The organism is Geminisphaera colitermitum TAV2 (assembly GCF_000171235.2).
In the GTDB taxonomy this organism is placed as follows: Bacteria; Verrucomicrobiota; Verrucomicrobiia; order Opitutales; family Opitutaceae; genus Geminisphaera; species Geminisphaera colitermitum.
Map to the genome: position 1 here is coordinate 37,632 of NZ_ABEA03000126.1, position 25,242 is coordinate 62,873.

Below are 25,242 nucleotides of genomic sequence, written 5' to 3' on the forward strand. Positions count from 1 at the left end.
CGCAAATCACGCACATGACAAACCCTCCGCTTCCCACAGGCTGGACCTATGCGGACGAAGAACCGTCCGCGACAAACCCTCCGCTCCCCACAGGCTGGACTTATGCAGAGCCGGAAACGGTCGGAACGATCCGGGGGACGTTCAACAGCGCGAAGCGCGGCGGTCATGCGGCGTTGCAATCGCTGGATGCGGTCGGTCTGGTAGCCCGGTCGAATTGGGACAGGCAACTCGCCGAGTGGGAAAATTCGCCCAATCCCAAGTTGCGGGAACGTGCGAGAAAAAATCGTGAGCTCATCCGTGAGCAGACTCCGCAAATCATTCAGGACATCGCCGGGCGACAGGCGAAAATTGAAGCCTTGCCGCAAGCCCCCGGCAAGGAGGCGTTCGACCAAGCGGAGGGAGCTTGGGCGAAGTTGGTGGAAGCTGGTAAAAGTCCAATACAGGCCATTGCCGGGCTCTCCGCCGAGAGCATCCCGGCCAGCGCGCCCAGCATCGCCCTTGGCGCGCTAGGCTCCGCGGGGGGGCCGGTGGGAACCGCAATCGGAGCGGGAACCGGGTCGTATGCCATGGAATATGCCGGCACGCTCATCGACGTAATCCGTCAGGAAGGCGGCGATTTTCAGAAACCGAAAACCATCCAAGCGATTTTGAATGATCCTGAAAAAATCGCGGCGATTCAGGCCAAGGCGGCAAAGCGGGGCGTGCCCGTGGCGGTAATGGATGCGTTATCGGCGGGTCTGGCCGGTCGATTGTTCCGTGCGCCTGCGAAGAGTCTGATTGGAAAGATCGGCCAAGGCACGGCGGAAGTCGGCATTCAGGGCGCGTTGGGCGGCGCGGGTGAAGCGTTTGGCTCCCTCGCTGTCGGGGATAAGGTGGACTGGGGCGCCGTGGTTGCCGAGGCATTGGGCGAAGTCGGCCCCGGCAGTGTGGAGATTGGCACCGGCGTTGTCCGTGACCGGCTTTCCGACACCGGGAAAAATGTCCGTGAATCCGAAAAGACACTACAGGCTCAACAGAAACAACTTATTGCCGGGCAACGTCCCGCGCAGATGTTTCCAATCGGACCTGACGGCGTGGAGGCCAGCGGCGAACTGAATCTGCCGAGGGGCATGGCCCGCCTGCAAACCGAGCGCGGCGTCTTTCACTACAACCCGCGCCTCGTATCCGCCGCCAAAATACGCGAATTGAGCGCAGCGGGCAGGGAAAACGAAATTCTTGGCCTTGGCCCGCTCAACAAAAGCGACGTGGAGAACCGCGCCGCCGCCACTGGCGAGCCCATCGTTGCCATCACGGAACGCACGCCGGACGGCGTTGAAGTCAAAAGCGCGGTCGGCACTCCCGGCACCGCGCAACAACAGGCCGCCGCGCTCGAAAAGCAAAAAACACCCGGCAACACGGTACAGGTGGAACCGGCGCAAGGAGTCATTGCCGACCGGTTGAAGGAAAAATCGGGCGGCTTGGATGAGATCATGGCTCAGGTTGCCACCGCCGATGCGGAGCGTGCGAAGGCGCGGGCGGAAGAGCAGGCGCAACGGGTGGCACGGCTTGAGGCCGCCCGGCAAAAACGCGAGGCGTTTGCCGGTCACTTGGAGGTGGCGCGTGAGACAATGAAAAATCCCGACGCGACGTTTGCGCAGGTGCAGGGCGCGGCCAACGTCATGCGTTTTTACGCGGAGGACAATTCCATCGGGCTGGATGAGGAGTCGGTGTCCCGCGCCCGGCGAGGGGCGGAGGCGCTTTCCCGGCGGCTGGCCGACATGCAGGTGAGAGAGGAGTCCCGGCGCGAAGCGGAGGCGGCTGCGCGTAAACAAAATTCGGATACAGAGGAAGCCTCGAAGCTCGCCCGCATCCGAACCGACAGGGAGCGCATCAACTACATCGAGCGCACGGGGCGCGACCCCGATACTGGCAGGATCGTGGAATTGCGCAATGTGCCCGATGATAACCTGCAAGCACTCGACCCGCAGAAAGAAGGGCTGACACAGGAACAAATCGAAACCGAAATGGAACGCCGGTTCCGCGAGGAGGAACGTGAGTCCGCCGCCACCACGTCTCAGGATTACACGTTGCGCGATCTGTTCTCAGGTAAGAAAAGCGCGATGAGAGCAGCGGGGTTGACCGCCCCGTTACGTCTGCCCATTCCTGAAAAGACCCGCAAAAAAGGCGGACTTGGCGGCGAGTTGCAGATGTTGTGGGAGAGCAATGTTCCGAGCGGCTATTTTAGCAAAACCGCCCCTTCGCTGGACCGTCTGGCTGAGACTTTGCGCGGGCTTGGCTTCCGCGCCGAAACCGAAACGGATGTGGTGGACCTCATGCAACGCGCCTTTAACGGCGAGCAAATTACCCCCACCTTTGACAACTCAACCGAGTATGCCACCGCCAGCCATGAATCGGACACGCTGACCGATGCCGGCGCAGAACGTGAAATCGCTGCGCTGCGCAAAGCCTTCCCGGAATTGACGCGGGAATATGACATCGAAACCGGTCTGGTCGAAGACTTGCTGCGGGCGCGTGGACACGATGAGCCGGTGCCGGAATCCGCCGTGGCCGCGATCAAACGCTTGCGCGGACAGCAGACTCTCATCGTGCTGGCCGCGCGGGCGTGGAGAGACCGTGCGAAGGGCGCGGCCTTGTTCACTCACGAAATGGCGCATGCCTACCTTGACACCCTGCCAGCCGAAACGCGCTCCCTGTTGCGCGATCTTTACGAACGCGAGACGAGCGATCACACCGGTCCGCTCTTCGACAGTAACGGAAAACCCAATACAGACATCGCCTTTTTGCCGGAGCAATTTTCATCGGAGCGTTTGCGACGCGACCCCGATCTTGCATTCAAAGAATGGTTTGCCGAGCGCGTTGCAAAGTTTAACCGCGACTGGATGCGGGGCAAAATCGACGCCACCGGCCACTCCCTGTTGCGACGGCTGGCGCACCAGTTGCGCGAGTTCATCCGCCGCATCTGGTCGGCCCTCGCCGGACGTGATGGCATCGACGCCAACAGCGAACTGTTTGAGGATGCGTTTCGCCGCTGGCTCACCGGCGGCGCGGATGCGCAGACCGGACGCGAGGCAGGCACCGCCTACGCCATACAACAACGCAGGGGAGAATCCCGCGTTGATTACGGCAAGGGGCGGGATAAAAGGGGGATGGTGAAAACCCATCCCTGGCCTAAAGGATTCCCTGATATCATCTGGCATGGCGACCAGACGAGCATCAATGCGCATCCCGAATACCGGGCGGCCAAGAGCGGCAATGTGGGAGCCGCCGTGCGTCTGGTGGGAGCCTTTTTTGAGGCGAAGAAGGTGGATGGATTGGCAAGGCGTTTTCCGAACGCGCTCATTGTCCCCGTCCACGCGGAGGAAGCAACGGGGCGCAATGCCATCCCGTCAGCCTATGCGTCAATGCTCGCCGAGGTCACGGGGTTGCCGGTCTATAGCGAGATTGTGCAGTCCAACCACCGGCGCGCCACGGGGCAAAGCGGATTGTATCGCTGGGCGCGGCGGGCTGAGTTTGCCGGGCCAGTGGAAGCGGGGCGTGACTACATTATTGTGGACGATATGCGTAGCATGGGAGGGACGCTCAATGCACTACGCAACCACATCGAAACCGGGGGGGGGCGTGTTGTGCTGGCATCCACGCTTGGAGCCGACACCAAGCGTTTGCCCGGGGACCGTGTGCCGCTTGCACCGCGCCCCGAGGTGCTCTCTGAGCTTGACCGCCGGTTTGGTTTGGAGAACATAAGCCGCACACTCAATGAACTCGGCATCTACAGTGACGCACGCCACCTCACCGGTCCTGAAGCCTATTGGCTCTCGACATGGCGGGGATCGCTTGACGATTTCAGAAATCGAGTCCTTGCGAGCCGATCTAAAGACGAAGGTAGCGGAAGCACAGCGTCTGATCCGTCAGGGGGCAGCCCGGAATCATCCGATGGCGGCGTAGAATTCGCCACCGCCGCCGGGAGGGAAGAGGGAGGCAAATCGCCCATTGATCCGAAGTCGGAGTCTGAGAAGGCGCAAGAGGTGGTTGACAACATGGCGAAGCCGCCGCCGTCCGCCCGGCTTGACGCGTTGCTGGCAGAGCTTGAGCGGGGCCAAAAATTGCGCAGCGACGGCGCGCGTGCCCAAAATGAGAGCGCGATGGAAGAGGGCAACCGCATCGCGCGCTGGGCAAAGGGCAGGCTCGATCTTGAGTTTCCCGATTGGGAGAGGGATGCCGGACAGAGGGCCGCAAATCCGCCACCCACACCGCCAGCCACGGACGCGGCGTCCAGTGCCCGCCCGTCAAAGGTTGTGCGTGACATCTATGGACATACCTCAAGCAGGCCGTCGTTTCTGGAAAAATCATGGGCCGCGCTTCGTGACATTCTGTATTCCTTCCGGGGGGCCGTGCCAGAACTGCCGGCTTTCCCCTCCGCATGGTTTCGCAACAAGGAAGACCGTTTTATCAACCCGAATGATGCCACCGACGAACTGTCCACGCTGAAAAAGCGTCTGCTCGAACAGGCCGAAGCGATCAAGAAACGCGGGATGCCTGTTAGCGGCACATTGAAAAGGCAGTTGGAACTTTTGGACAAGCTCACCGGCACCGGGCCCGCATTCTACAACCGGATCAAGGAACTCCGGCGCACGCTTCTGGCCGGAAACGATGCCGTGCAAAAAGACGCCGACCGGGCCTTGAAAAAAATCGTGGAACCGTTGTTGAAGGCGGGCGGCGCGCGGTTCGGCGCCGAGGCCTACCGGAAGTTGCAGGGATTGCAGGAACGCAAGCGCAAGCTCGTCAACGCTGGCAAGCCGGTGTCCGCCGACTTGGACACGTCGATTGCCGATTTGGAGAGCCGCATGGAGAGCCAGCCCATCGTGTTGTTCCAGCAATTGCTCATGATGCTGGATTTCCAGTGGCGAGCCGAAAACATCACGCTTGAGGATGGCGGAGCCCCCAAGCTCCCGAATGATATGACACTGCCCGAGGTGCGGGCGGAATTGGCGCGACTCAAGCAGGCTGTGGCGGCACATCCGCAACAGGGTGTGATTCTGGACGCCTTGCGCGCACACATGGACATGGTGAAGAGCATCGCAGACGACTTGAAGGAACGCTCGCTTTTTTCGGCGGATGAACTCGCCAATCCCTACTACTTCCCGCACGTCGTTCTTACCGCATGGGAAGATGGCAAACTAGTGGAGCGAGAAATGCGCATAGAACGCATCAAACCGGACGCGGATGCCGATTTTCGCGGGTATCTGGTCACCCCGGTCGGCAGCGCCCGCAACATCGAAACCGACTATGCGAAGGCCATGTATTACCATCTTGTGCAGGTGGGGGAGCACAATTGGAAGGCCGATGCCGTGCGCGACTTCGCCAAATTCTATGACGTGCGCGAAGCGGCGGAGGAATTAGCCAAGCTTCGGGGGATGAGTCTGGAGCATTTTTTCAATGTGGAACTGGCCCCGGCGGGTTATGCGAAATACGGCGCGGAAAGCATGGACGCATTCACTGCATTCGAGATCAACCGCGCTGCGCTTGCCCGGCGTCTGGGCGTGGCGCTGACCAGCGAAGACTTGCACGAACAGTTCAAAAAACTCGGGGTCGATAACGTGCGGCTCAACGCTGGCGACATCGAATCCGTCCTCCATCAGAGCGAACGTGAAACGTGGATACTGCCGCGCCGGGTGGCGGATGCCTTGCGCGGCATCCATGCCAGAAGCTCGCACACGGAATGGGCGCTTAACCGCGCCCTCAAAAAAGCGCAGGGCTGGTGGAAGCAATGGAAGCTCATGATGCCCCAGAACCATGCCCGTTACGAGTATGGGAACATGGTCGCCGACGCGGAAAAAATCTTTTCATCAACCCCCGGCACCCTGCGCAAACTGCCGAAGGCAATGAAAGAAATCCACGCCCTGTGGCTGGAAAAGGGCGAAATCAGCCCGGAACTGAAGGGCGCGATCAAGGAAGGCGTCATCAACACAATCACGGCCCAGGAGGTTAACGCCTTGCGCACCCTGCGCGCCTTTGAGCAGTTCGAGACGGTTGCCGAGAGAGTCATACGCGAGTTGAAAAACCGTTTTTCGAGCCTCCATTACCAGTGGTTCACCAACTTCATCGGTCTTGGCCACCTGCCATCATGGGAATTGAGCGCCATGCGCGAGGCCATCACCCGTTACGCCAACTACCTGAACAACCTCGAAAAACTGGAAAACAACGCCCGCCCCGACTACGGCGGGTCCTACTGGCGCGACATCGACGCCATGCAAGAGAGCAAACCGGGGGCGGGGGATGCCAACATTCGCAAAGCCGCCAAAATCAGCAGGGACACGTTTGGCGATTATGACAACATCAGCGTTGGCGGACAATACATCCGCGAACACTTGCAGGCGTTTTATTCGTGGACAGAGGTCAATTTCAAATACCATGCCAACGTGCTGCGCAACCTGCGCGACATGTCGAAAGCCGGAATGTTTTCCAAAACCGAGACCGGCAGGAAGCTGGCAAAGGAAATGGCATTCCGCACCGGGAGCGCGGCCGCATCCAAGGCGGGCAAATTCATTATCCGGCTGGCCGTCCCGTATGTGTTGATGCACGCGTTCGCCAGCATCTGGATGGGGGACAATGAGGATGATTTGAGTGAGGAGGACAAGCGGCGTCCCCACCTGACCACCTCCAAACGCAAGGATGGCACGTTTTTCGTCCAATACTTCAACACCGCCTTTGCCGACGTGCTGAGATGGTTTGGAGGTGAACGCTTCATGCATGCCGCCATGTCATGGCTTACGGGAAAAACCGACTTTGCCACGGCGGTTGAAGCGGCGGAGGAAGCGTTGTCCGAGGCCCCCAAGGATTTCGTCAACAACGTTGCGGGGGGACTGTCCCCGCATCTCAAACTTCCCGTCGAAGTCGCGACTGGCAAAAAGATGTTTCCCAACGTGTTCGACATGCGCACAATCCCCGCCTACGACATGAAGCGTTACATTCTCGAATCGTTGACGGACGGTTTCACCGCCGACATGATTGCGCGCGTCGTGGACAAGGATTATTATTCGGTGCGCGACATGGGTTCATGGGTTCGCCAATTGCTCTTACAGCAGCGGTTGCGTGATCCGGAACAGTTTGGCTATTACGCCATCCGGGACAAAGCCGATGAATTTGCGGAGATGAAGCGCGGACGTCCGCGCGGCACCGGTGCCGGTGTGGGAGACGTGCGGGACCAACTCACGCGCAATTTTCGCCGGGCCATCTACAATGGCGATGCTGAGAACGCCATGCGCTTCTACAATCGCCTGCTTGAGGAAGGTTACACGGCGGAGAGTTTTGCGGCCAGCATCCGCTCGCAAGACCCGCTGCATGCAATCAGGAAGGAATGGCGCCGGGAGTTTGTCGAAAGCCTTGATCTGCTGGGGCGTCGGCAGTTGGAAAACGCTTATCGCCACTACGAGAAAATTGCGGCCAGTCGGGGCCGCGAAAAAGTGTTGTTCCCCACGAAGGCGAGCGGCGAGCGAGGCCAGCAACGCTACCAAGCCGCCCCCCGCACGGACTACCTGCAACGTTTGCTTGAAGCGAGCGAGCAACTGACCGATGATGATGAAGTTGCGAAGGCTAACCGGGCGTTGCAGCAAAGCCTTAAAAAACGCTGATTTCTTAAAAGTGGCATTACTCTGACATACCTGATTTCACAAGATGTTGATTGACAATATGTGAGATCAGGTCTCCGAAGCCGTCGATCCGGGTTCGACTCCCGGCGCTTGCACCAGAAAAAGGTCGGGACAGGGCTCCACTGAGAGGAATGTTTGAAATACCATGATCTGGCCTGATCTGGTTTGATTTACCCTCTGGGGGAGGGCGCCAAAAGCGAGCGGGCTGGCGAATGTTTGAAAGGACCGGCCCGCGTGGCGTATGCGAAATGTTTGAAATGGGTCATCGCGCCCGACTGGCGACGCCGTTGGCCGTGATCGCCAGCATCGCCTCCTCCATCACTCGCGCCGACCGCGATGGATCAAACTTCACCGCGCAGAATGCTTGCACGCCGTCGATGGCCTCGGCAGGCGTCCGGGCGTTCATGATAATGTCGCGGATGGGGGGGGGGCACCCATTTCGCGCCGGTTACCAATTTTGACCCGTTTCGGGGCGATTTCCGAACCGTTTCAATCATTTCGCTCGGTTACGGGATGGGAGGCACCAATCAGACGAGTGGCGCAGGGGGGCAAATCCACGAGCAACTCGTCCCCGTCACCGCCCCAGCGGATGTTCGCCGCAGGATCAAGATGATCCGTCAACGCGCACCCTCGCGGCACAACGGGATGCGAGGGCAACCCAAGACGCACGGTTTGCGTTTCGTTGGAAAAATTCACAACCGGCAGCAACCACTCGCAGTCAAGCCAGCGCCAGAGCGGGAAAACGTGCTCGTTGTCACACAAAACCGCGAGTTCGTCGCATTGCCCGTGCGCAAGAACAGGAAGCTCGCGCCGCAAACGCATCAACAAACGAAACCATTCCTCCATGTGCGTTTCGCTCCCGGTAAAGCTCATGAGCGCACCGTCCTCAAAAGCCACCAGCCCCGCAAATGCCCGCGCCAGTGGCAGACCCACATGACGATGCAGCCACTTTTCATTCCAGCGATAAGCCCACACGCTGTCATGCGAATCAACCATCCAGTGGGCAACGGAAACGCCCGGCAGGCGCACCTTGCGCAGATAAGAAAGAGCTTCGCGGGCGACACGCGCGGTCATGAGCTTTTTCTGCATTTGAGTCAGCACGATGCGTTGCACGGCGTAGGGGTATTTCAGATGCGCGGGTTGGCAGGTGAACGGATCGCTGCTTTCCATGAAAAAAATCGTGTCGGGCTTCACCCGCTGCACGGCGAGGTGCAGGCGGCTGACAAGCTGCGCCGCGGCCCCCGCCTGCCAACTGGCCCGATAACCGGCATCCTCCTTCCAGCGATACGCGAAAATCGTCCACCACGGCGCGTCAAAACGAAATCCGTCAATCCCGTATTCGGAAACCAATGACGCGAGGGATTGAACGAAATACTCCTGAAATCCGGGGTGACGCAAATCGAAGGCCCGCGTGTAACCAATCTGCGCCCGGCCGTCCTCGAATTGACAAAACCATTCGGGATGCGCCTCCCACAGAGGATGCTGTTTTGGGGCCTCGCTCCGCCAGATTTCGCTGTGCGCGAGGTGGTTGTTTTTGCCCCAATTGCCGGGTAGCGAATCAATGATTCCGTCCTGAAAATCAAGCGTGCCGTGATCCATGCCTCCGTGCAAAACCACATCAACGATGACCGACATGCCCAAGGCGTGGATGGACTTTGTCAGCGAACGGAAACGTCCGCCGGTGCCTTCGCCATCGCCGTATTGGAGCGCCGGATCGGTGAGTGACGCAGTGGTGTAGCCAGGGAAGGGCTGGCGGGGCATGAGGTAAATCGTGTCAAAACCGAGCGCCTTGATGCGCGGCAGATCGGCGGCGAGCGCCTCGGTGGTGGGATAAGGTTCGAGACGTTGCGGAGGCGTGCCGGTTGTTTCGCCAACGATCATGCGCCAGCCAATGAAGGTTTCGTAAATGTGGGCGTTGTGAACCGGGCGGGTGGCGGGCATCCCGAGGGCATGCAGATGATGGCTGGCATACCAGCGCGGCACGATGTCGGCGGAGGCGGCGCCAATGCCGTCGGAAAGTCCGATGTGGAAGCCGCCGCCACGAAATCCGTGTTGCCCGCCGGACAAACGCCCGCCGACAAAAAGCCGGCACTCAACGGAACGCGATGGCGCGGGGGCAAGATTCCATTGCCACCATTCGCCATCGTCTTTGCGCCAGAGCACGATGCTGCCGCCGTCGCGGAGCGGTTGCGTTTGGAAATTACCCTTGTCCGTTTGCCACGGGAAACGCTGGTCGGCGAATGCCCAGTCCGCCCATTTCCATTCCAAAAAATGCAACCGCTGGCTGTCCTCCCCGTTGTAGTGGATTTCCCAATCCATGCGCAAAACGGGGTCCGCCTTCTCCATGATGTAATGGGTGACGAAACGCCAGAGTCCGTCGCGCTGGCGGACGCTGATTTGCAGGGCGTCGCCGAGGTCGGTTTGTTCGAGTCCCTCGTAAACCGCCGCGCCACCGACGAACACGGAATCCGCCGGCCTCCCGTCCACAATGCAACGCCAGCTATCAACGCCGCCCCGATTGGGGAACGGACGGGGAATGCCGCCGACGCAGGCGCGCAAACCGCGATCGCCGCCATCGTCCGCGTAAATTTGCGCACCGTCGCGGGTGCGCCGGATGCTTGCGAGGCGTCCATCCGCGAGGCCGATGGAAATCCCAAAATGAGGACCGGAAAAGGAACGGAGCTCTGATGGCTTTTTCATGAATCCCAGCCGGCAACAGTGATGTGACGGTCATCGAGATGACCATCGAATTCAGACACGGAAATTATCCCTTATGATAAGTGATCGGGGATTGGGATCAAAAATTTTGGGTGGGGCGGCCGACCGTTGCTCCCTCAGTTTCCGTCGCTCCATTGATCTTGCCAGAAAACATCATGCGACTAGCGACAGATACGGGGCGATCGTCAGACACCAGCGCAAACCACGCTGCGTCAGGTTGACGGACAACATTTGCAGGCAAGGCAGCAATATAGGCACCAGGTTTTGTTTCGGTCGCACTCACCTTTTCCCACACTCGCTTGGGCCAGCCTCCCACATCTCCCTTTGCCGGAGGCGGGCTATGCCAAAGTGTCGCGGCGGTTATGGGGCGGGGGCTTTTTACATGAAATGAAATCGTGGCGACGGTGGGTGAAGTTTGCGAAGTGGCGGGCACCGCAATGTTCACAATAGGAAACGCGTCTCCCTTTCCCTGAAGATGCCATGCGAACCATGCGTCTGCCATATGGGCCATGCCTCCGGTGGCAAGCACTCCGCCAGGCACGGGAAGCTTGTGGTGTGCGTTGGGCGCGTACACGCGATTGACGCCCGGAGTCGTGATCGCGGCGAGGGTGCGTTCGATCGCAGGCGGATAAAAGAAGGTGTCATTCGTAGCCCCGGCGATGAAGAAGGGCGCACTAATGCCGGAGGCTCGTCGACCGGCATCAAGCTGATCAAGCCAGCACTGGCGATCTTTGGCCGCCATGCGGAGCAAGCTGCGATTGAACATCGTCTCCTCAAAAAAACCGCAACCGTAGTTGGAAAAACCTGCGCGTATCTGCCCGCCAAGAAGACCGCAAATCATGGTTGTCATGTAGCCTCCCCATGAACTGCCAATGACTCCAATGTGAGCGGTGTCCACATCGGATTGGGCGCGAAGGAGCGCGAAGGTGTCGAGCGCAGCGACTACGCCTTGATGGATTGTGGAGGCTGCAATCCCCGGCTGCGTGAGCCAGCGCCCGTCAGCATAGGGGCGTCCGGTCCATGGACCGCGTGAGTGTGTTGCTTTTGCCGGATCGGCAATGCCGGGAAGATCGGGGGTAATGGTGAGGTATCCTTTTCGCGCCCACGCCATCGCCCCACGCTCGTCGGCATGTCCCTTGCCTCCGTGCAAGAGCAATAGTCCGGGATGTGGACCAGGGTGGGCGGGACGGGCAATGATGACGTAAACTTCGTTGACCTGACCGGCATCCGCTCCCGTCAAGGCGGCTCTGGATTCAAATACTATCCGCTCCACCCGTGGATCGTCGGCCGATGTCGATTCCGGAGCAGGTGTATCCAAAACAATATGACGGATCAGGTGTGGCGGAGTCTTGGGCGGATCGAAATCGAGAACGGCGTGCCGTTGCGTATTTTCCCGTGCGTTTTCGGCCTGGAGCGGCGCGCGAAACGCCGCCGGGAACAGAAGTGCTGCACCGATGACCATGCACGTGATTTTCCGAACCGGAATGAAATCTAAAACAAACGACATTGGCATCATGGAAGGGGGGGAGGGGAGGTTAGTTTTTGGGGCCGAAATAGGCACCGCCCGGAGTGTCCTTTCCCGGACGGTTAATCTCGGACTGGGGCATCCAGCGCACGCTGAAATCCACCCACAAGGTGTTCACTCCGTTTCCGTGAACGTTCCAACGCGGATCGTCGTCGCCGACGAGAAACTCCAGTGCACGGTTGTCCCGGGCTTGCGACGCCACATGAGAACCGGCCCACAAACCCGAACTTTTTTCCACCAGTCCAGATGATACATCGACCTTGATCGTGTCCGCCACCATCACTCGGCGGGCGGTGATTCCCTCATATTTCACCGCGGTGTCCGCAGACGTGGCACTGAGCCGGGGCATCAACTGGATGTTGCAAAGGTATCCATAGTCCTCCCACAGAAAATTGGCCTTGGCGAGCGGCAGGGTGTGGTTGGACGGGCAATAAAAGGGGGTTCCCGCACCCGAACGCGCACCTGCCTTCCACGGTTTGGAACCGTAGGGAAGCAGCAAAAATATCCAGCGATTTGAATCGGTGGGATAGGCGGGATGTCCGTTCGGGTTGCATGGCAGCCGCCCCTTGTTGTCCGCCATGTAGAGGCCGATCATGGTGCCGATCTGGCGGAGGTTGCTTTTGCAATGCGCTTCGCGTGCCTTGTCTCGCACGCGTCCAAGCGTGACCACGATCAGCGTCGTCAGGATTCCGATGATTACGATCACGGCCAGCAACTCGATAAGCGTGAACGCGCGGCGATGGTGTCCGCGAGGGGTTGATTTGTGTTCGTTGCATCTCATCGAACGCCCTCCGGTTGACGTAGAAACAAGACGAGTTCGCCCGCCTGCAACGTGATCTGTTCGCCCGCCGCAACGGGCGCTGGAATCGTTGTGACGTGCGGGGCATCTGGATTTGGTCTCGAAAGCCAGCCATCAAGCGGTGCGGACATTGTCACCGTTTTTTCGCCGGCATTAAAACAGACAAATGCCGCAGATTGCGGCTGGGCGTCGCGTTCGTGTAGTTTTATGATGGATACGTTTTGGGTTTTGGCTGGCAGGGCCTCAACCACGAGAAGCCGGCCTGTGTGCGTGATGGAAATTCCATACCCCGTGGTTTCTCCGGGAGAGGGCAGTGCGAGGTGCGCCCATGCCTGTTTTCCGTCCGGCACCACCTGCCCGACCTGTGATCCGAAAAACGTGAGTGAGAGTGGTCCGGAGTCCAGTGTGCGGAGGTCGTTGCCAGCGACCACCGGTTGGCCGAGCCTGACGAGGCCCCGGGGCATGTCGTTGCCAGTGCTTTTGGGTTGTCGCGTGACAGTCAGCCAGCCGGCCATGCCGTGTTGGTCGGCAAACCATATTTGGGTCATCAGCCAGCCTTCCGGGGGGCGCGCAGCGGGAGCGCCGTAAGAGCCTCGCCGGGGATGAAAGCGCACCGCTGATGCAATCCAGCCGTCACCGATCAAAGCCGATCGCGAGGAGGTTTCCTGCGGGGCGATCATAAACAGCGTGTTGTTTTTAGTCCACGGTTCGTCCCCCTCTTTGCGCAGGATGGGCAGCGCCACGGTCTCCACGTAATTGTCGAAGCTGAAGGTCGGTTTTGTAGTTTGCGGTGATTGCGATGCTGCGGGCGCGAGCGATCCGCCGGCGCATGTGTCGCCATAGGGCATGAAGGGGAGCACGACTTGCCAGCGTCCGCTCCGAAGCATGGGGCCACCGGCATTGCCGGACCATTCATAGAGGTTCGCGCCAAGGTCCGTCGTGGGAATGGAAGGGATTGTCGGGTCCCAGAAATACATGGCCACGTGGCTGTATTGGAGTTTTTGAGACAACTGGAGTCGTTTTTCAGCCAGGGCGCGCATCAAGGGATTGCGCGAAAGGCCCGCCACGATTTCGACTCCGTGCATGGGACCACCGGGTGTCCAGCGATGCTTCCACCACGGTGTCGCACTTCCGTCGAGCATTCCATTGGACTGCGCCTCGCGGGCGATTCCCGCCATGCGAACGAGTGCTTGGCGTGCGTCGTCATCGCGGGTGAGTTGATAGTAGCGTCCGAGAAAGGTGGCGTCGAAGCCAAGATAAAGGGGGCTCGGTCCTGAATTGCGGATGTAGGGAAATGCGCCGCCCGGAAGTTGTTGCGCCATCGCTTTTTGCGCGAGACGCCTTGCCAGTTGCTCATGGCGTGCGTCGCCAAGGATTCGCGAGGCCAGCGTGAGGACAACCGCGCCTTGGAACTGCGTGTTGGGGGCAACCGTGCTCCACGAAGCACCGGGACCGGAATCCTTGCCGGTAGCGGCGGAGGGGAAGGCTTTCATGTGGTTTTCGTAACATAGGGTCACGGAGGGGCGGGCGGCGTCGAGCCAGCGTTGCCAGCGCATGGGGTCGGTGGTGGCAGCGTTGCCAGTCGTGTCATTATTCCACAAATACAGGCATTCGAGAAGGGTGGTGATGGCCCAGTGGGGCGCGGGTTTTTTCTGCACGTTTTGCGCTAGGGCATCCGTGGCGGCCAGTGCGCGGTCGCGCAAGGTCGCGTCTCCTCGGCGCGCACTTTCACGCGCCGTCGCTCCCCATGTCAGCCAGAAGGTGTCGCTGCCATCCGCCGTGGTGCTGTTGAGCGCGGCAGTCACGTTTTTCTCCGCAAGTTGGATATAGGGATTGTCTGCCGATAGTGACGCGTCGGGATCGCCGATCCAGTGATCTTGGGCAACCCGCTTGTGCAGTGTTGCTGCAAGGGCCATGGTTGACATCGCAATGGCGGGGAGCGTCAGGCAAAGGAATATGCGCAGTGGTAACATGGCGGCGAGGGGGGGGGAGAGGAGGAGGATAGGGCTGTTAAGCGAGGGCGATCAGCGTGCGTTGTCACGCCGACGTTTTCCGATTGTGGCGGCGAGCGCGAGTAATGAACTGGCGACGGCGATCAGCAGCACGGATGCCGAAATTTCAGGGACGGGAACGGCAGCAACCACGATGTTGTCGAAGGACAGCGTCTCGGTGGCCGGAGTGCTGCGGTAAACTGAGAGCTTCAGGGTGCGAAATGCGAACGAAGTTGCATCCTCCGCCGCTGTATCGATGGCGGTGGCCACGAGGCTGCCGTTGATCCGGAGTTCGAGCGAGCCGCCGGCGAGCCATGTGAAGGTGAGCGAATTCCATGCATCGGTTTTGTAAGAGAAATTTTCAGGATGGGGGACTGCTGCTCCGTTGAGTGAAGTTATGCCGCCTTGATTGGTGGAGGTGCCGCCGCCGTAGGTGGAATAAATTTCCGTTGAGGTGCCGCGAAGGACGAAGCCGTAGCCGGCGGTATAAAACTGGCCGGATGCCAGTGTGCCGCTTTGCAGATACCAGGAAGTATTCCATCCGGTGGGGGCGTTACCGATATAAAAATCGAGCGCGAGGCTGATGCCGCCCGTGGCGGTTTGGACGCCGGGGAGTGCATTGGTTGCCCGGATAGTGGTGTTCGCTCCGGTGGCGGTGCTGGCCACTTGGTTTTCCGGGTTTTTCGGGTCCAGGGCGGTGACGAGGGTGGTGGACCATCCGGTGATAGATTCGCCCACGGTTGCGGTTTCGAAGTCCGCGTCGACGAACGGGGTCGCGGAGAGCGTCGCCAGCGGAAGGGTGGCAAGCGCGAGGAGGAGGCCGGTGGCTGCAGTTTTGTGTGTCATGGTTTTCATATGTGTTGGTATTTTTTCGGGTGCGGTGATGAATGTGGTGGTGGTCATGGATGGGTTGGATTTTATTTTTGTATGGTTTTTTGAATACGTATGATTCGCTCGCAGAGATTGCGGAGGGCCATCTTGGTGTCGCCGCGATACCAGGCGTGCCAGCGGCCGGCTTCGCCGATGCGAAAACTGCGCATGGCGGCATCAAGCCCGTCGGTGGCAGTTGTAAAGTCAGGCGAGGGAGTGAGCAGGGCGTCGAGGCTGCGGTAGAGGCCGAGCAGGATGCCGGCTTGGGCGCGAAGATTGGTTTCAAAGAATGAATGCCAGCGGGTGCCTTTTGCGTGAATGGAGGACTGGGCGTCGAGTGTGTTGCAGAGGTCGCGCAGGCGTTCGATGGAGGTGGCAAGGCGTTGCCGGAAGGCGTCCATGCCGTCGGGGCCGACGGGGATTGGGCGGGCGCGGCGGGCGTTGCATGGCGTGAGCGCAAATAGGCGATCGTAAATGAAGCGGCGGGCGGCTCCATCGTAGAGGGTAAAGCCGGGGGAGACTTCCGGGAGGCAATCGAGCAGCGCGGTGTGGAGCGGGAGCAGACTGCCGGGCAGCCAGCGGGCGAGATGGGCTGCGTCAGTAAGCGGGATGGGGTCAGGTTGCCATGTTTGTTCGAGAAATGTCTGCGCGCCCAGCACGTGTTCGCGGAGGTTGGAAACGTTGACGATGGCATAGTACGTGTCGCCGCGTTCGACGAGGGAGGCGATGATGCGGGCGATTTTCGAGGGTCGCGGGCCTTGCGCGAGATGCGGTCCGCAGGGCCAGACGGCCACATGATAATAGCAGCCGCGGGTGTGGGCCGGGGTTCGGGGAAAGTGCCGGAAGTCGGCCTGCAATTCCTGGGTTTCACAATGGTCGGCGAAAACGCAGGTAATGGATTCAGGGATACGGAGGCGTTTGCTGGCGACGAGGTCGGAGCCTTCGAGCCAGAGGGTGAGCGTGGCGGGGGGGGGGGGGAGGCGCGGATCGACTTCGCGGATGATGGCAAGCTGGTCAGCAAGGGCGGCTTCGATGAATTCGCCGGCGCGAGCTTGCGCTTCGGGGTCGTGACTCCAGAGGGGGCGGTCGCCGCGTCCGCGCAGACCGAGTTGCCAGATGATGTGGTCTCCGGCCACGGTGTGCCAGCGCGTGGCGTAGGCCCGCCAGCAGGCGCGCATGGCGGCTGGGGCTTCGCGGTAACTGAAGGGCGCGGTGGTGTAGTTGTTTTTTGAACACCAGGTTTCGTAGGCGAAGTGGGAGACGCCGAGGGGTTCGGCGTGGTGTTGGGATACGTAAAGGCCACGGCGGATGGCGGCGTGGATGATAGCGGCCTCGGGTTCGTTCATGATGTCGATGAACGAGGCGGGGATGATGAGGTTGCCGCGTAGGCGGAGCAGGGCTTCAAAGACCATCTCCATTGTTTCGGCGGTGGCGACGGGTGTGTAGTAATGAAGGAGGCGCGTTTCGTAGCAGTTGTCCTCGTCTTCGAGGGAGATGGCGAATGTGCGGTCGCGGCCGGGCCAGTCGCGGAAGCGTTCGCCGGAGGGGGGCTGCCAGTGGGAGAGGAGGTCTTCGTCGTTGATAAACCAGCCGCGGTGGCGGAACGCGGGCGGCGGGGTTTCGATGCGTTGTGTGGAGAGTCGGCGAAGGAGTTCGGCGATGGCGGCTTGTGTGGTTGGCGCGAGCGGCGCGGGTTCAATGTCTTTCCAGAACCACAATGGGTCCACGTCAAGGAAGCGGTGTGAGAATTCGTAGATGCCGTAAATGGCGCCAAGTTCGTCCGAAGCGTTGAGGTGGATGTGGATGTTGCCGTCGTTCGCGCACGTATGCCGGGGAGAGGGGAGGGAGGGGCTTATTTCAAGGGTGAAGGTTTCCCGTGGCATGGAGTCCGGGACGAGCAGGATTTCCAGATGGATGAAGGGGGCGTCGTTATTGCATTCTGTTTCTGGATACAGAATTTTTTTCAGGTCGCGTTGCAGGTCGGCGAGCGCGGCGGCGACGCCCGGGAGGCGCGAGGCCGCGTTGGGTTCAATGTCTAGAGGCCCGTCTGTCTGGGACGTGGTCCGGGGGGAGCGTGAAATGGCGGGGCGGGGGATGGGTGGCGTGGCGGAAACCATGTTTTCATCCTATCAACCGCGCAGGCGATTGTCATTAACCACAAGTAACAAGAATCAACCGTGAGTGACATTTTTCAGGGGCGATAAAATGCGGTTTCGATGTAGCGCAATTCGGGCAGACGGTGGCGGAGGGCGGGGTTGAAACCTGTCTGGCGGAGGGCCTGACGCCTGTATTTCATAGGGGTTTGTCCGGTGATGCGTTTGAAGGTGCGGCAAAAGAGTGTCGATGAGGAGAAACCCACGAGGGAGGCGATTTCTCCGACGGGATGGTTTGTGCCGCAGAGATGGCTTTTGGCGGCTTCGATGCGCTGGATATTTAACCAGGCGAACACGGTGTCCCCCGTTGTTTCGTGAAAAATGCGGGCAAGGTATTCGCGGCTGAGGTGTGTGCCTCGGGCGATTTGTTCGAGGGTCAGCGGTTTTTCGTAGTTTTCGAGGATGAATTCCTGAGCGGCCTGTACGTGTATGTCGGGCGGGGGAACCGATGTTTTTGCGCGTCGCGCACGAAGTGGCGTGCGGCGGGGGGAGGGGGGAGGGGGGAGGGGCTGAATAGTGCGCAGGGTGTGGGCCAGCAATTCGAAACAAAAGCTGGCGATCATCAGTCGGCAACCCGACTTACGCGCTTCGATTTCGGAGCGCAGTTTGGAAAGGAGTTCGTGGTGATGTGATGTGAGCGCTTGCGGTAAATGATGCACGTCGTGAAACATGGCGCCCACTGGCCGGAGGTCCTCCGGCATTGTCTCTGTGTCCGTCAGCACCGCGGGAGACAGGAGGATGCGTCGCAGGTGGAGTCGTTCGTCGGCACGCCGGAGTGGGATCCAGGTTTGGCGGACTCCGGGAGGGACGGTGAGGATGTCACCGGTGCGGACGCGAAGGGCGGAGTGTTCTGCGATTTTCAGGTCGATATCGGCATGAAGGAAAAAACAGATTTTTATGCCGGTGTTGGGAACAAAAAGCGTTTCTCCATTGGGAATGACGATGAGGCGTTCGTCCGAAAGGAGCAGGGGAAAGGGGAGCTTATCAATTGCGTTGAGAATACGACCCATGGGGAAATCAATTGGCCCGCATTTTGGGAGATGGCATCGAACATGCAAACTTCAACCTATGGCATGTTTCTTGATCCGGTGTGTCACTCGTGACGCAGGGCTTCGACGGGGTCGAGTTTGCTCGCCTGCCAGGCGGGGGCGAAACCGCTGAAAATGCCCGTCAGCACCGAGATCGCCAGCCCCACCGCCACCAAGCCGCCGGAAAACACGAGCGGAAAGGTGGGCGCGATTTTTGCAACCGCCACGGATGCCACACCCGCCATGACGAGGCCTGTAATGCCGCCAACAATACAGATCGTCACGGCCTCGATCAAAAATTGGAGCAGGATCGTGCGGCGACGCGCTCCGAGCGCCTTGCGCGTGCCGATCTCGCGCGTGCGTTCCTTCACGCTCACGTAGGTGATGTTCATGATGCCTATCGCACCGACAAAAAGCGCGAGGCCCGTAATAAAAAGTCCGGCGGCGGCGATGGCGTTTTTGATCGGATCGAGTTGCTCGCGGATCGTGCCTTGCTCGTTGATTTCAAAGTCGTCGGGTTGCTCTGGGTTGAGCTGGCGGATGCGGCGCATCACGCCGCGCAGTTCGTCGCGCGCCTCGGCCATGCGCGTGGCATCCACTTGGACGCGGATTTCGTTGAGGTGACGCGTGGAGTAGTAACGGCGGTAGGTGTTGAGCGGGATCGCCACCTGGGAATCCCAACTGAAGAGTCCGAGAAAACTGCCCTGGCGTGCCATCACGCCGACAACGCGAAAGAGTTCGCCGCGAATTTTTATCGTGTGGCCGAGCGGGGATTCTCCGGGGAAAAGGGCCTCGGCCACGTCGTATCCAACAACCGCTACGGAGCGTCCGTTTTGCGCTTCAAATTCGCTGAAGAAGCGGCCTTCGCTCAGGTCCGAGCGGCTGATGCGGGGGAAGTCCGCGCTGGTGCCGAAGGTCATGATGTTGGTCACCCGGGATTCGCCGCGCGTGATGGTGCTGCGGCGTCGCACGACGGGCACGACGATCTGGAGGGGACCGCCGGGATGCGCGTCGATCCATTCACTGACGTGCGCGGCATCGGGGATTTTTATTGAGCGGCGATTGCGGTAAACCCACCAGTCGTCGACGTCGCGCCAGGGCCATTGGCAGACGTAGAGCACGTCGTCGCCGAAGCCGGCAAAGCTGCGGTCCACGCCGGCGTCGATGCCGTTGATGGCGGTGCCCATGAGCGTGACGGCCACGATGCCGATGACGACGCCGAGCGCAGTGAGCGCCGAGCGCATCTTGTTCGCGTGAATCTGCGTGAAAGCGATGCGAAGGGCTTCGGTGAGCTCGTAAAGAAATCTGCGCATGGTCTCCTTTTGTTTTTTTAGACAGAATTAACGGAATTTTATGAATTGAAGGAATTTAGGAGAGGGAGACGTCTTTTTTAAGAATTCTGTTAATTCACAAAATTCTGTTAATTCTGTCTAAAAAAAATCCGTTTCCCAAGTGCTCTTTAGTTTCTGTCTGTATTGGACGCGTCCGATTCGATGAGGCCGTCGCGGAGTCTCACGATGCGGCGGGCATGGCGGGCGATGTCTTCCTCGTGTGTGACAACGATGAGTGTATTGCCACGCTGATACAGTTCCTCGAACAAGGCCATGATTTCGACGCCGGTTTTGGAGTCGAGATTTCCCGTCGGTTCGTCGGCAAGGATGATCGAGGGGCGCGTGACGAGGGCGCGTGCAATGGCCACGCGCTGGCGCTGTCCGCCGGAAAGTTCGTTGGGACGATGATGCATCCGGTCGGCCAGGCTGACGCTGGCGAGGGCCTGGGCGGCGCGTTCGAGGCGGGTGTGGCGGGGAATGCCGGCGTAGATGAGTGGAAGTTCGACGTTATGCAACGCGTCGGAGCGGGGGAGCAGATTGAAGGTCTGAAACACGAAACCGATCTCGCGGTTGCGGATGTCGGCGAGTTCGTCGTCGGTCATGGTCGCCACGTTTTTGCCGGCAAATTCGTAGCGTCCGGCGGTGGGGGTATCGAGGCAGCCAAGCATGTTCATGAGCGTGGATTTGCCGCTGCCGGAGGGGCCCATGATGGCAAGGTATTCGTTGCGGTGGATTTTGAGGTCCACGCCGCGCAGGGCGTGCACGGTTTCGGAGCCCATCTGGTAAAGGCGCGACACGCCTTCGATCTCGATGACGAGCGGGCCGGGGGCGCGGGTGGTCGTGGACAGGGGGGGGGAGGGGAGGGAGGTCATTTTCCCGTTCCTGTATTTTCCACGGTCACGGCGGCGCCGTCTTTGAGGATGCGTGTAATGGCGCTGAAACTACCGCTGACAATTTCGTCGCCGGGTTTCACGCCGGTCTTGATTTCCATGTGCGTGGTGTCGGCAATGCCGGTGGTGACGGGGATTTGTTGCACGACGCCGGTTCCGTTGGCACCGCCCGGGTGGTAAATGAAGACGACGCGTTGCAGGGCGTCGCGGTCGGAGCGGGCACGTTCGCGTTCCTGGCGCACGTTGACGGCGGTGGCGGCTCCGTCGCCTTGGGTCTCCTTGGCGTCGCGGTCGCGCTCGCTGGCGAGTTGTTCCATGGTCTTGGAGCCTTCGCGGGTGCGGACGGTCACGGATTGTATCGGAACGGCAATGACGTTTTCAACGGTCTGCGTTTCGATCTCGGCGCTGGCGCTCATGCCGGGACGGAGGGCGGCGTCGCCGCTGGAGATGCGCACGCGGACTTCGAAGTTGGTGACTTCTTCCTGCGTGTTGGCGCCGGTGGTGGTGGCGGAGGAGGCGATTTCCTTGACGGTGCCGTCAAAGGTGCGCCGGGGGAAGGCGTCGATGGTGACGCGGGCGCGGTCGCCGATCTTCACGTTGATGATGTCGTTTTCGTTGACCTTCACGCGCACTTCCATGTCGCCGAGGTTGGCGACGCGGAGGATTTCGGTGCCGGCAAACTGGCCGGTGCCGACAACGCGTTCGCCAAGTTCGCTGGAGAGGAGGCTGATGGTGCCGTCGATGGGGGAGTAAACGGTGGTTTTGTCCAGCAGGTCGCGCATTTGTTTGAGCGTGCCTTCGGCGCGGCGGATTTGGGCGGCGGCGGCTTCGACGGAGGTGCGGGCAATGTCGAGTTCGGTGCTGGCGTTGAGCTGGTCGGAGTCGGAGATGAGTCCTTTTTTGAAGAGTTCGGCGGCGCGGCGGTGGTCGGCCTCGGCTTTGATGAGTTGGGATTTGGCCTGGAGGTGCCGGGCCTGGGCGTCGGCGAGGGCGGCTTCTTGTTGTTCGACCTGGGCTTGGTAGTTGTCGGGTTTGATGCGAAAGAGGAGGTCGCCTTTCTTCACGTCGGCTCCTTCGCGGAAGGGGAGTTCGATGATTTCGCCGGCGACTTCAGGCGAGATTTTGACTTCGACCTCGGGCTGGATTTTGCCGGTGGCGGAGACGGTTTGGGTGATCGTTTTGACAATCGCTTTTTCGACCGTGATGGCGGTGGGTTGCTCGTGCTGGCGGGTCCAGTAATAGAACCAGCCGCCCGCAATGGCGGCAACGACGACGAGGAGCAGGAGGTAAAGGCGTGTGCGCGAACGGCGTCGCGGAGCGGCAGGCGAGGGTCGGGACATGGAAGGGGCAGAAAAATCTGAAACGCTGAAAACTGAAAGCTGAAATGCGGGTGCGCGGGAGTGCCGGGGGGGGGGGGGGGGAGCGGCGGCGGGGGAAGGCGAGGGGGGGGAACGGATGCTACAAGGGCTGGATGGAGTCTGGCGTTCCCAGCAGGCGTGACGGCTGCGTCATCATGGAGTGCGGCGATTTATCGCCGCTTTGGACGGCGCGATTTATCGCGTCGCCCGGCTGGTGTGTTGGGCGGGCCGTTAAAACGGCCCGTCAAAGCGGCGATGAATCGCCGCACTCCACAAGCCACAAACACGGGCGTAATGCTCGCGCTTACTGCGATGGGGCGGGTCAGCGTCTGCCGCCACGCATGCCGCGGACGAGGCGGCCGGCGGGTTTGGCAGGGGCGGCGGCTCCGGCTGCGTTTTCGTCGAACAGCGCCGAGTAGATGTAGTCGAAACCGTCGATCTTCTTGCGTTCGATTTCGGCGTTGATGTAGCGCTCGATGGAACGCGCGTCTCGCACGTCGTCCTCGGTCACGAGCGTAAAGGCGTCGCCGCTGGCATTGGCGCGACCGGTGCGGCCAATGCGGTGAACGTAGTCCTCGGGGTTTTCGGGAACGTCGTAGTTGATAACGTGTGACACGCCAGCGATGTCGAGGCCGCGGGCGGCGATGTCGGTGGCGACGAGGACTTCAAATTTGCCTGACTTGAAACCTTCCAGCGCCTCGACGCGTTCGCGCTGGTTACGGTCGGAGTGGATCACGCCGACGGTGTGGCCTTCGCGTTGGAGGCGGTGGGCGATGCGGTCGGCGCCCATTTTGGTGCGGGTGAAAATGATGACGCTCTTGAACTCGGTGCGGCTGAGGAGGTCGATCAGGAGGTCGAATTTCTGCGAGGCCACGACCGGATAAAAGGCGTGCGAGATGGTTTCGGCGGGCGAGCGGCGCTGGCCGATCTTGATTTCAACGGGGTCGCGCAGGGCCCAACTGGCGAGTTGGGCGAGTTCGGGGGGGAGCGTGGCGCTGAAAAAGAGCGTCTGGCGGGCCTGCGGACATTGTTGCACGATGCGTTTCACGTCGGGCAGGAAGCCCATGTCGAGCATGCGGTCCACTTCGTCGAGGACGAGGATTTCGACGTCGGCGAGGGTCATGGTGCCTTGCTCGATGTGGTCGAGCAGGCGGCCGGGCGTGGCGGCAACGACATCGACGCCGCGTTGCAGATCTTCGCGTTGTTTGCCGTATCCAACGCCGCCATACACGACGGTTGCGGTGAGGTCGGTGTATTTGGAGTATTTTTGGAATGCCTCCTCGACTTGGAGGGCGAGTTCGCGGGTGGGTTCGAGGACGAGGCAGCGCAGCCGGCGTTCGTGCGCGCCGAGTTTGTGCAGGATGGGGAGGGCGAAGGCGGCGGTCTTGCCGGTGCCGGTCTGGGCGGAACCGGTGACGTCGCGCCCGGCGAGGACGGCGGGCACGGCCTGGGCTTGGATGGGGGTGGGCTCGGTGTAGCCCATTTCGGTGACGGCAAAGGCGAGGGCGTCGTTGAGGCCGAGTTTGGAAAAGGCGGTGTCTTGGGGCGGGATTTCCACCGGGGTGACCGGTTTGATCGGTTCGGAGCGCGGGTGCTCAAAGGTCTCGTCGCGCATGGGGCGTTCGCGGCGTTCGCCGCGCTGGCTGCCGAATCCGCCCCGGCCTCCGCGACCACCAGAGCGGCCACCGCTGCGTCCGCCGTCGTTGCGGCTGCCACGGCCACCGGAGCGCTGGCTGTCATCCCGGCGTTCACCGCCGCGTTGTTCGCGGGGGCCGCGTGCGGGGCGTTCGGTGCGCTCGCCGCGTGGGGCGGAATCGGAGCGGGTGGATTTTGATTTGGAAACGGATGGGCCGCCGTTGGTTTTTTTCGCAGGCTTGGCCGGGGACGAAGGCGCGATTTTGGCGCGAATCTTCGCGATAATCTTCTTTAACATAATAAACGGAATAAACCGCGAAGCGTCATGGATCAGCGCCGGTTTGCAATCATGGATGTTGGGCGGGTGTTGAGTGGCTCCAAGCGCCGGAGGATGCGGCGGGGAAGGGGGGGGGGGGAGGGGGGGGAGTCCTTTGGTGCGCGCCACCCTCGTCGCCTGCCCTAGAACACGCTGCGCACCAGGCCGCCGTCGATGCGCAGGGCGGCACCGTTGATGCCGGAGGCGAGCGGGCTGCTCAGGAAGGCGGCGAAATGGGCGATCTCACGCGGGTCGATCAGCCGTTCGATAAGCGATGTGGGACGGTTCTCGCGCATGAAACGCCGCCCCGCCTCTTCCAGCGACAAGCCGGGGAACAGGTCTTGCACGAATTTTGCCACGCCTTCGGTGAGTGTGGAGCCGGGCATGATCGTGTTGACCGTCACGCCGGTGCTTTTGGTCAACTCGGCGAGGCTGCGGGAGAGCGAGAGTTGCATCGTCTTGGTGGCGGAGTAGTGCGGCATTTCGGGTGAGGGACTGACTGCGGCTTCGCTGGCAATAAAAATGATCCGCCCGCTTTTTGCGTCCAGCATGCGCTTGAGATAGTGGCGGGAGAGGCGGACGCCGCTGAGGATGTTGACTTCAAAAATACGAAGCCAGTCGGCATCGGTTTCACCGAAAAAGCCAACGGGTTCGTAGATGCCGAGGTTGTTGATGAGGATGTCGGTGTCGGGGAATTGCGTGATGGTTTGGGCCGTGCCGTCGGCGGTGCCGTTGTCGGCGACGAGGGGTTCCAGTGCGGCTCCGGGCACGTCAGCGTGGATCGTCGTGATGGCGGCATCCACGCTGGCGGCGGAACGTCCGTTGATGATGACGCGGGCACCTTCACGAGCGAGGGCGCGGGCGATGGCGAGACCAATGCCGCCGGTTGAGGCCGTAACGAGCGCGAGTTTGTTGGCGAGTTGGAGATCCATGGTGGCGTGGTGACAGTGTCGTCACACTCGCTCATCCGAAAGCTCTTCGC

At 60.6% G+C, this 25,242-nt stretch carries 13 protein-coding genes and 1 pseudogene; 1 reads left to right on the plus strand and 13 read right to left on the minus strand.

Annotated features, from left to right (window positions below):
- Nucleotides 1-14 precede the first annotated feature (14 nt).
- Nucleotides 15-7,628 (plus strand): phosphoribosyltransferase, encoded by a 7,614-nt coding sequence (locus OBACDRAFT_RS25515; RefSeq protein WP_052362070.1) that lies wholly within the window; start codon nucleotides 15-17, stop codon nucleotides 7,626-7,628.
- 280 nt (nucleotides 7,629-7,908) lie between these two features.
- On the opposite strand, the gene OBACDRAFT_RS28355 is transcribed toward OBACDRAFT_RS25515, so the two are convergent.
- The 13 genes and pseudogenes from OBACDRAFT_RS28355 to OBACDRAFT_RS15160 all read right to left on the minus strand — a co-directional run bounded on the left by OBACDRAFT_RS28355 (nucleotide 7,909) and on the right by OBACDRAFT_RS15160 (nucleotide 25,192).
- Nucleotides 7,909-8,052, minus strand: coding sequence for a hypothetical protein (locus OBACDRAFT_RS28355; protein WP_157837113.1), 144 nt, complete (start codon nucleotides 8,050-8,052; stop codon nucleotides 7,909-7,911).
- Nucleotides 8,053-8,495: 443 nt separating this feature from the next.
- A pseudogene (locus OBACDRAFT_RS31275) lies at nucleotides 8,496-10,346 on the minus strand (alpha-amylase family glycosyl hydrolase); the annotation flags it as partial.
- Between the two features lie 97 nt (nucleotides 10,347-10,443).
- Nucleotides 10,444-11,871 (minus strand): alpha/beta hydrolase family protein, encoded by a 1,428-nt coding sequence (locus OBACDRAFT_RS15110; protein WP_232767185.1) that lies wholly within the window; start codon nucleotides 11,869-11,871, stop codon nucleotides 10,444-10,446.
- Nucleotides 11,872-11,899: 28 nt separating this feature from the next.
- Nucleotides 11,900-12,670: a type II secretion system protein gene (locus tag OBACDRAFT_RS25520; protein ID WP_052362072.1), complete on the minus strand. Its 771-nt coding sequence runs from the start codon at nucleotides 12,668-12,670 to the stop codon at nucleotides 11,900-11,902.
- Nucleotides 12,667-14,661 carry a hypothetical protein gene (locus OBACDRAFT_RS15120; protein WP_125068827.1) on the minus strand — a complete coding sequence of 665 codons (1,995 nt, stop codon included), beginning with the start codon at nucleotides 14,659-14,661 and terminating at the stop codon, nucleotides 12,667-12,669. Before OBACDRAFT_RS15120 ends, OBACDRAFT_RS25520 begins: the two co-directional genes overlap by 4 nt.
- 51 nt (nucleotides 14,662-14,712) lie before the next feature.
- Nucleotides 14,713-15,525, minus strand: a complete 813-nt coding sequence (locus tag OBACDRAFT_RS15125) for a hypothetical protein (RefSeq protein ID WP_157837114.1) — start codon at nucleotides 15,523-15,525, stop codon at nucleotides 14,713-14,715.
- Nucleotides 15,526-15,596: 71 nt separating this feature from the next.
- Nucleotides 15,597-17,666: a glycosyl hydrolase 115 family protein gene (locus tag OBACDRAFT_RS15130; RefSeq protein ID WP_081722084.1), complete on the minus strand. Its 2,070-nt coding sequence runs from the start codon at nucleotides 17,664-17,666 to the stop codon at nucleotides 15,597-15,599.
- A 74-nt stretch (nucleotides 17,667-17,740) separates the two neighbouring features.
- Nucleotides 17,741-18,712 (minus strand): AraC family transcriptional regulator, encoded by a 972-nt coding sequence (locus OBACDRAFT_RS25525; protein ID WP_052362074.1) that lies wholly within the window; start codon nucleotides 18,710-18,712, stop codon nucleotides 17,741-17,743.
- Nucleotides 18,713-18,795: 83 nt separating this feature from the next.
- Nucleotides 18,796-20,043 (minus strand): ABC transporter permease, encoded by a 1,248-nt coding sequence (locus OBACDRAFT_RS15140; RefSeq protein ID WP_043586980.1) that lies wholly within the window; start codon nucleotides 20,041-20,043, stop codon nucleotides 18,796-18,798.
- A gap of 146 nt (nucleotides 20,044-20,189) precedes the next feature.
- Nucleotides 20,190-20,933: an ABC transporter ATP-binding protein gene (locus OBACDRAFT_RS15145; protein ID WP_081722085.1), complete on the minus strand. Its 744-nt coding sequence runs from the start codon at nucleotides 20,931-20,933 to the stop codon at nucleotides 20,190-20,192.
- Nucleotides 20,930-22,291, minus strand: coding sequence for an efflux RND transporter periplasmic adaptor subunit (locus OBACDRAFT_RS15150; protein WP_043586982.1), 1,362 nt, complete (start codon nucleotides 22,289-22,291; stop codon nucleotides 20,930-20,932). Before OBACDRAFT_RS15150 ends, OBACDRAFT_RS15145 begins: the two co-directional genes overlap by 4 nt.
- A gap of 340 nt (nucleotides 22,292-22,631) precedes the next feature.
- Complete coding sequence (locus tag OBACDRAFT_RS15155) at nucleotides 22,632-24,242, minus strand: DEAD/DEAH box helicase (RefSeq protein ID WP_043586984.1); 1,611 nt, start codon at nucleotides 24,240-24,242, stop codon at nucleotides 22,632-22,634.
- Between the two features lie 161 nt (nucleotides 24,243-24,403).
- The gene (locus OBACDRAFT_RS15160) at nucleotides 24,404-25,192 is read right to left on the minus strand and encodes an SDR family NAD(P)-dependent oxidoreductase (protein ID WP_043586986.1); all 789 of its coding nucleotides are present in this window, start codon (nucleotides 25,190-25,192) and stop codon (nucleotides 24,404-24,406) included.
- Between the last annotated feature and the right edge of the window lie 50 nt (nucleotides 25,193-25,242).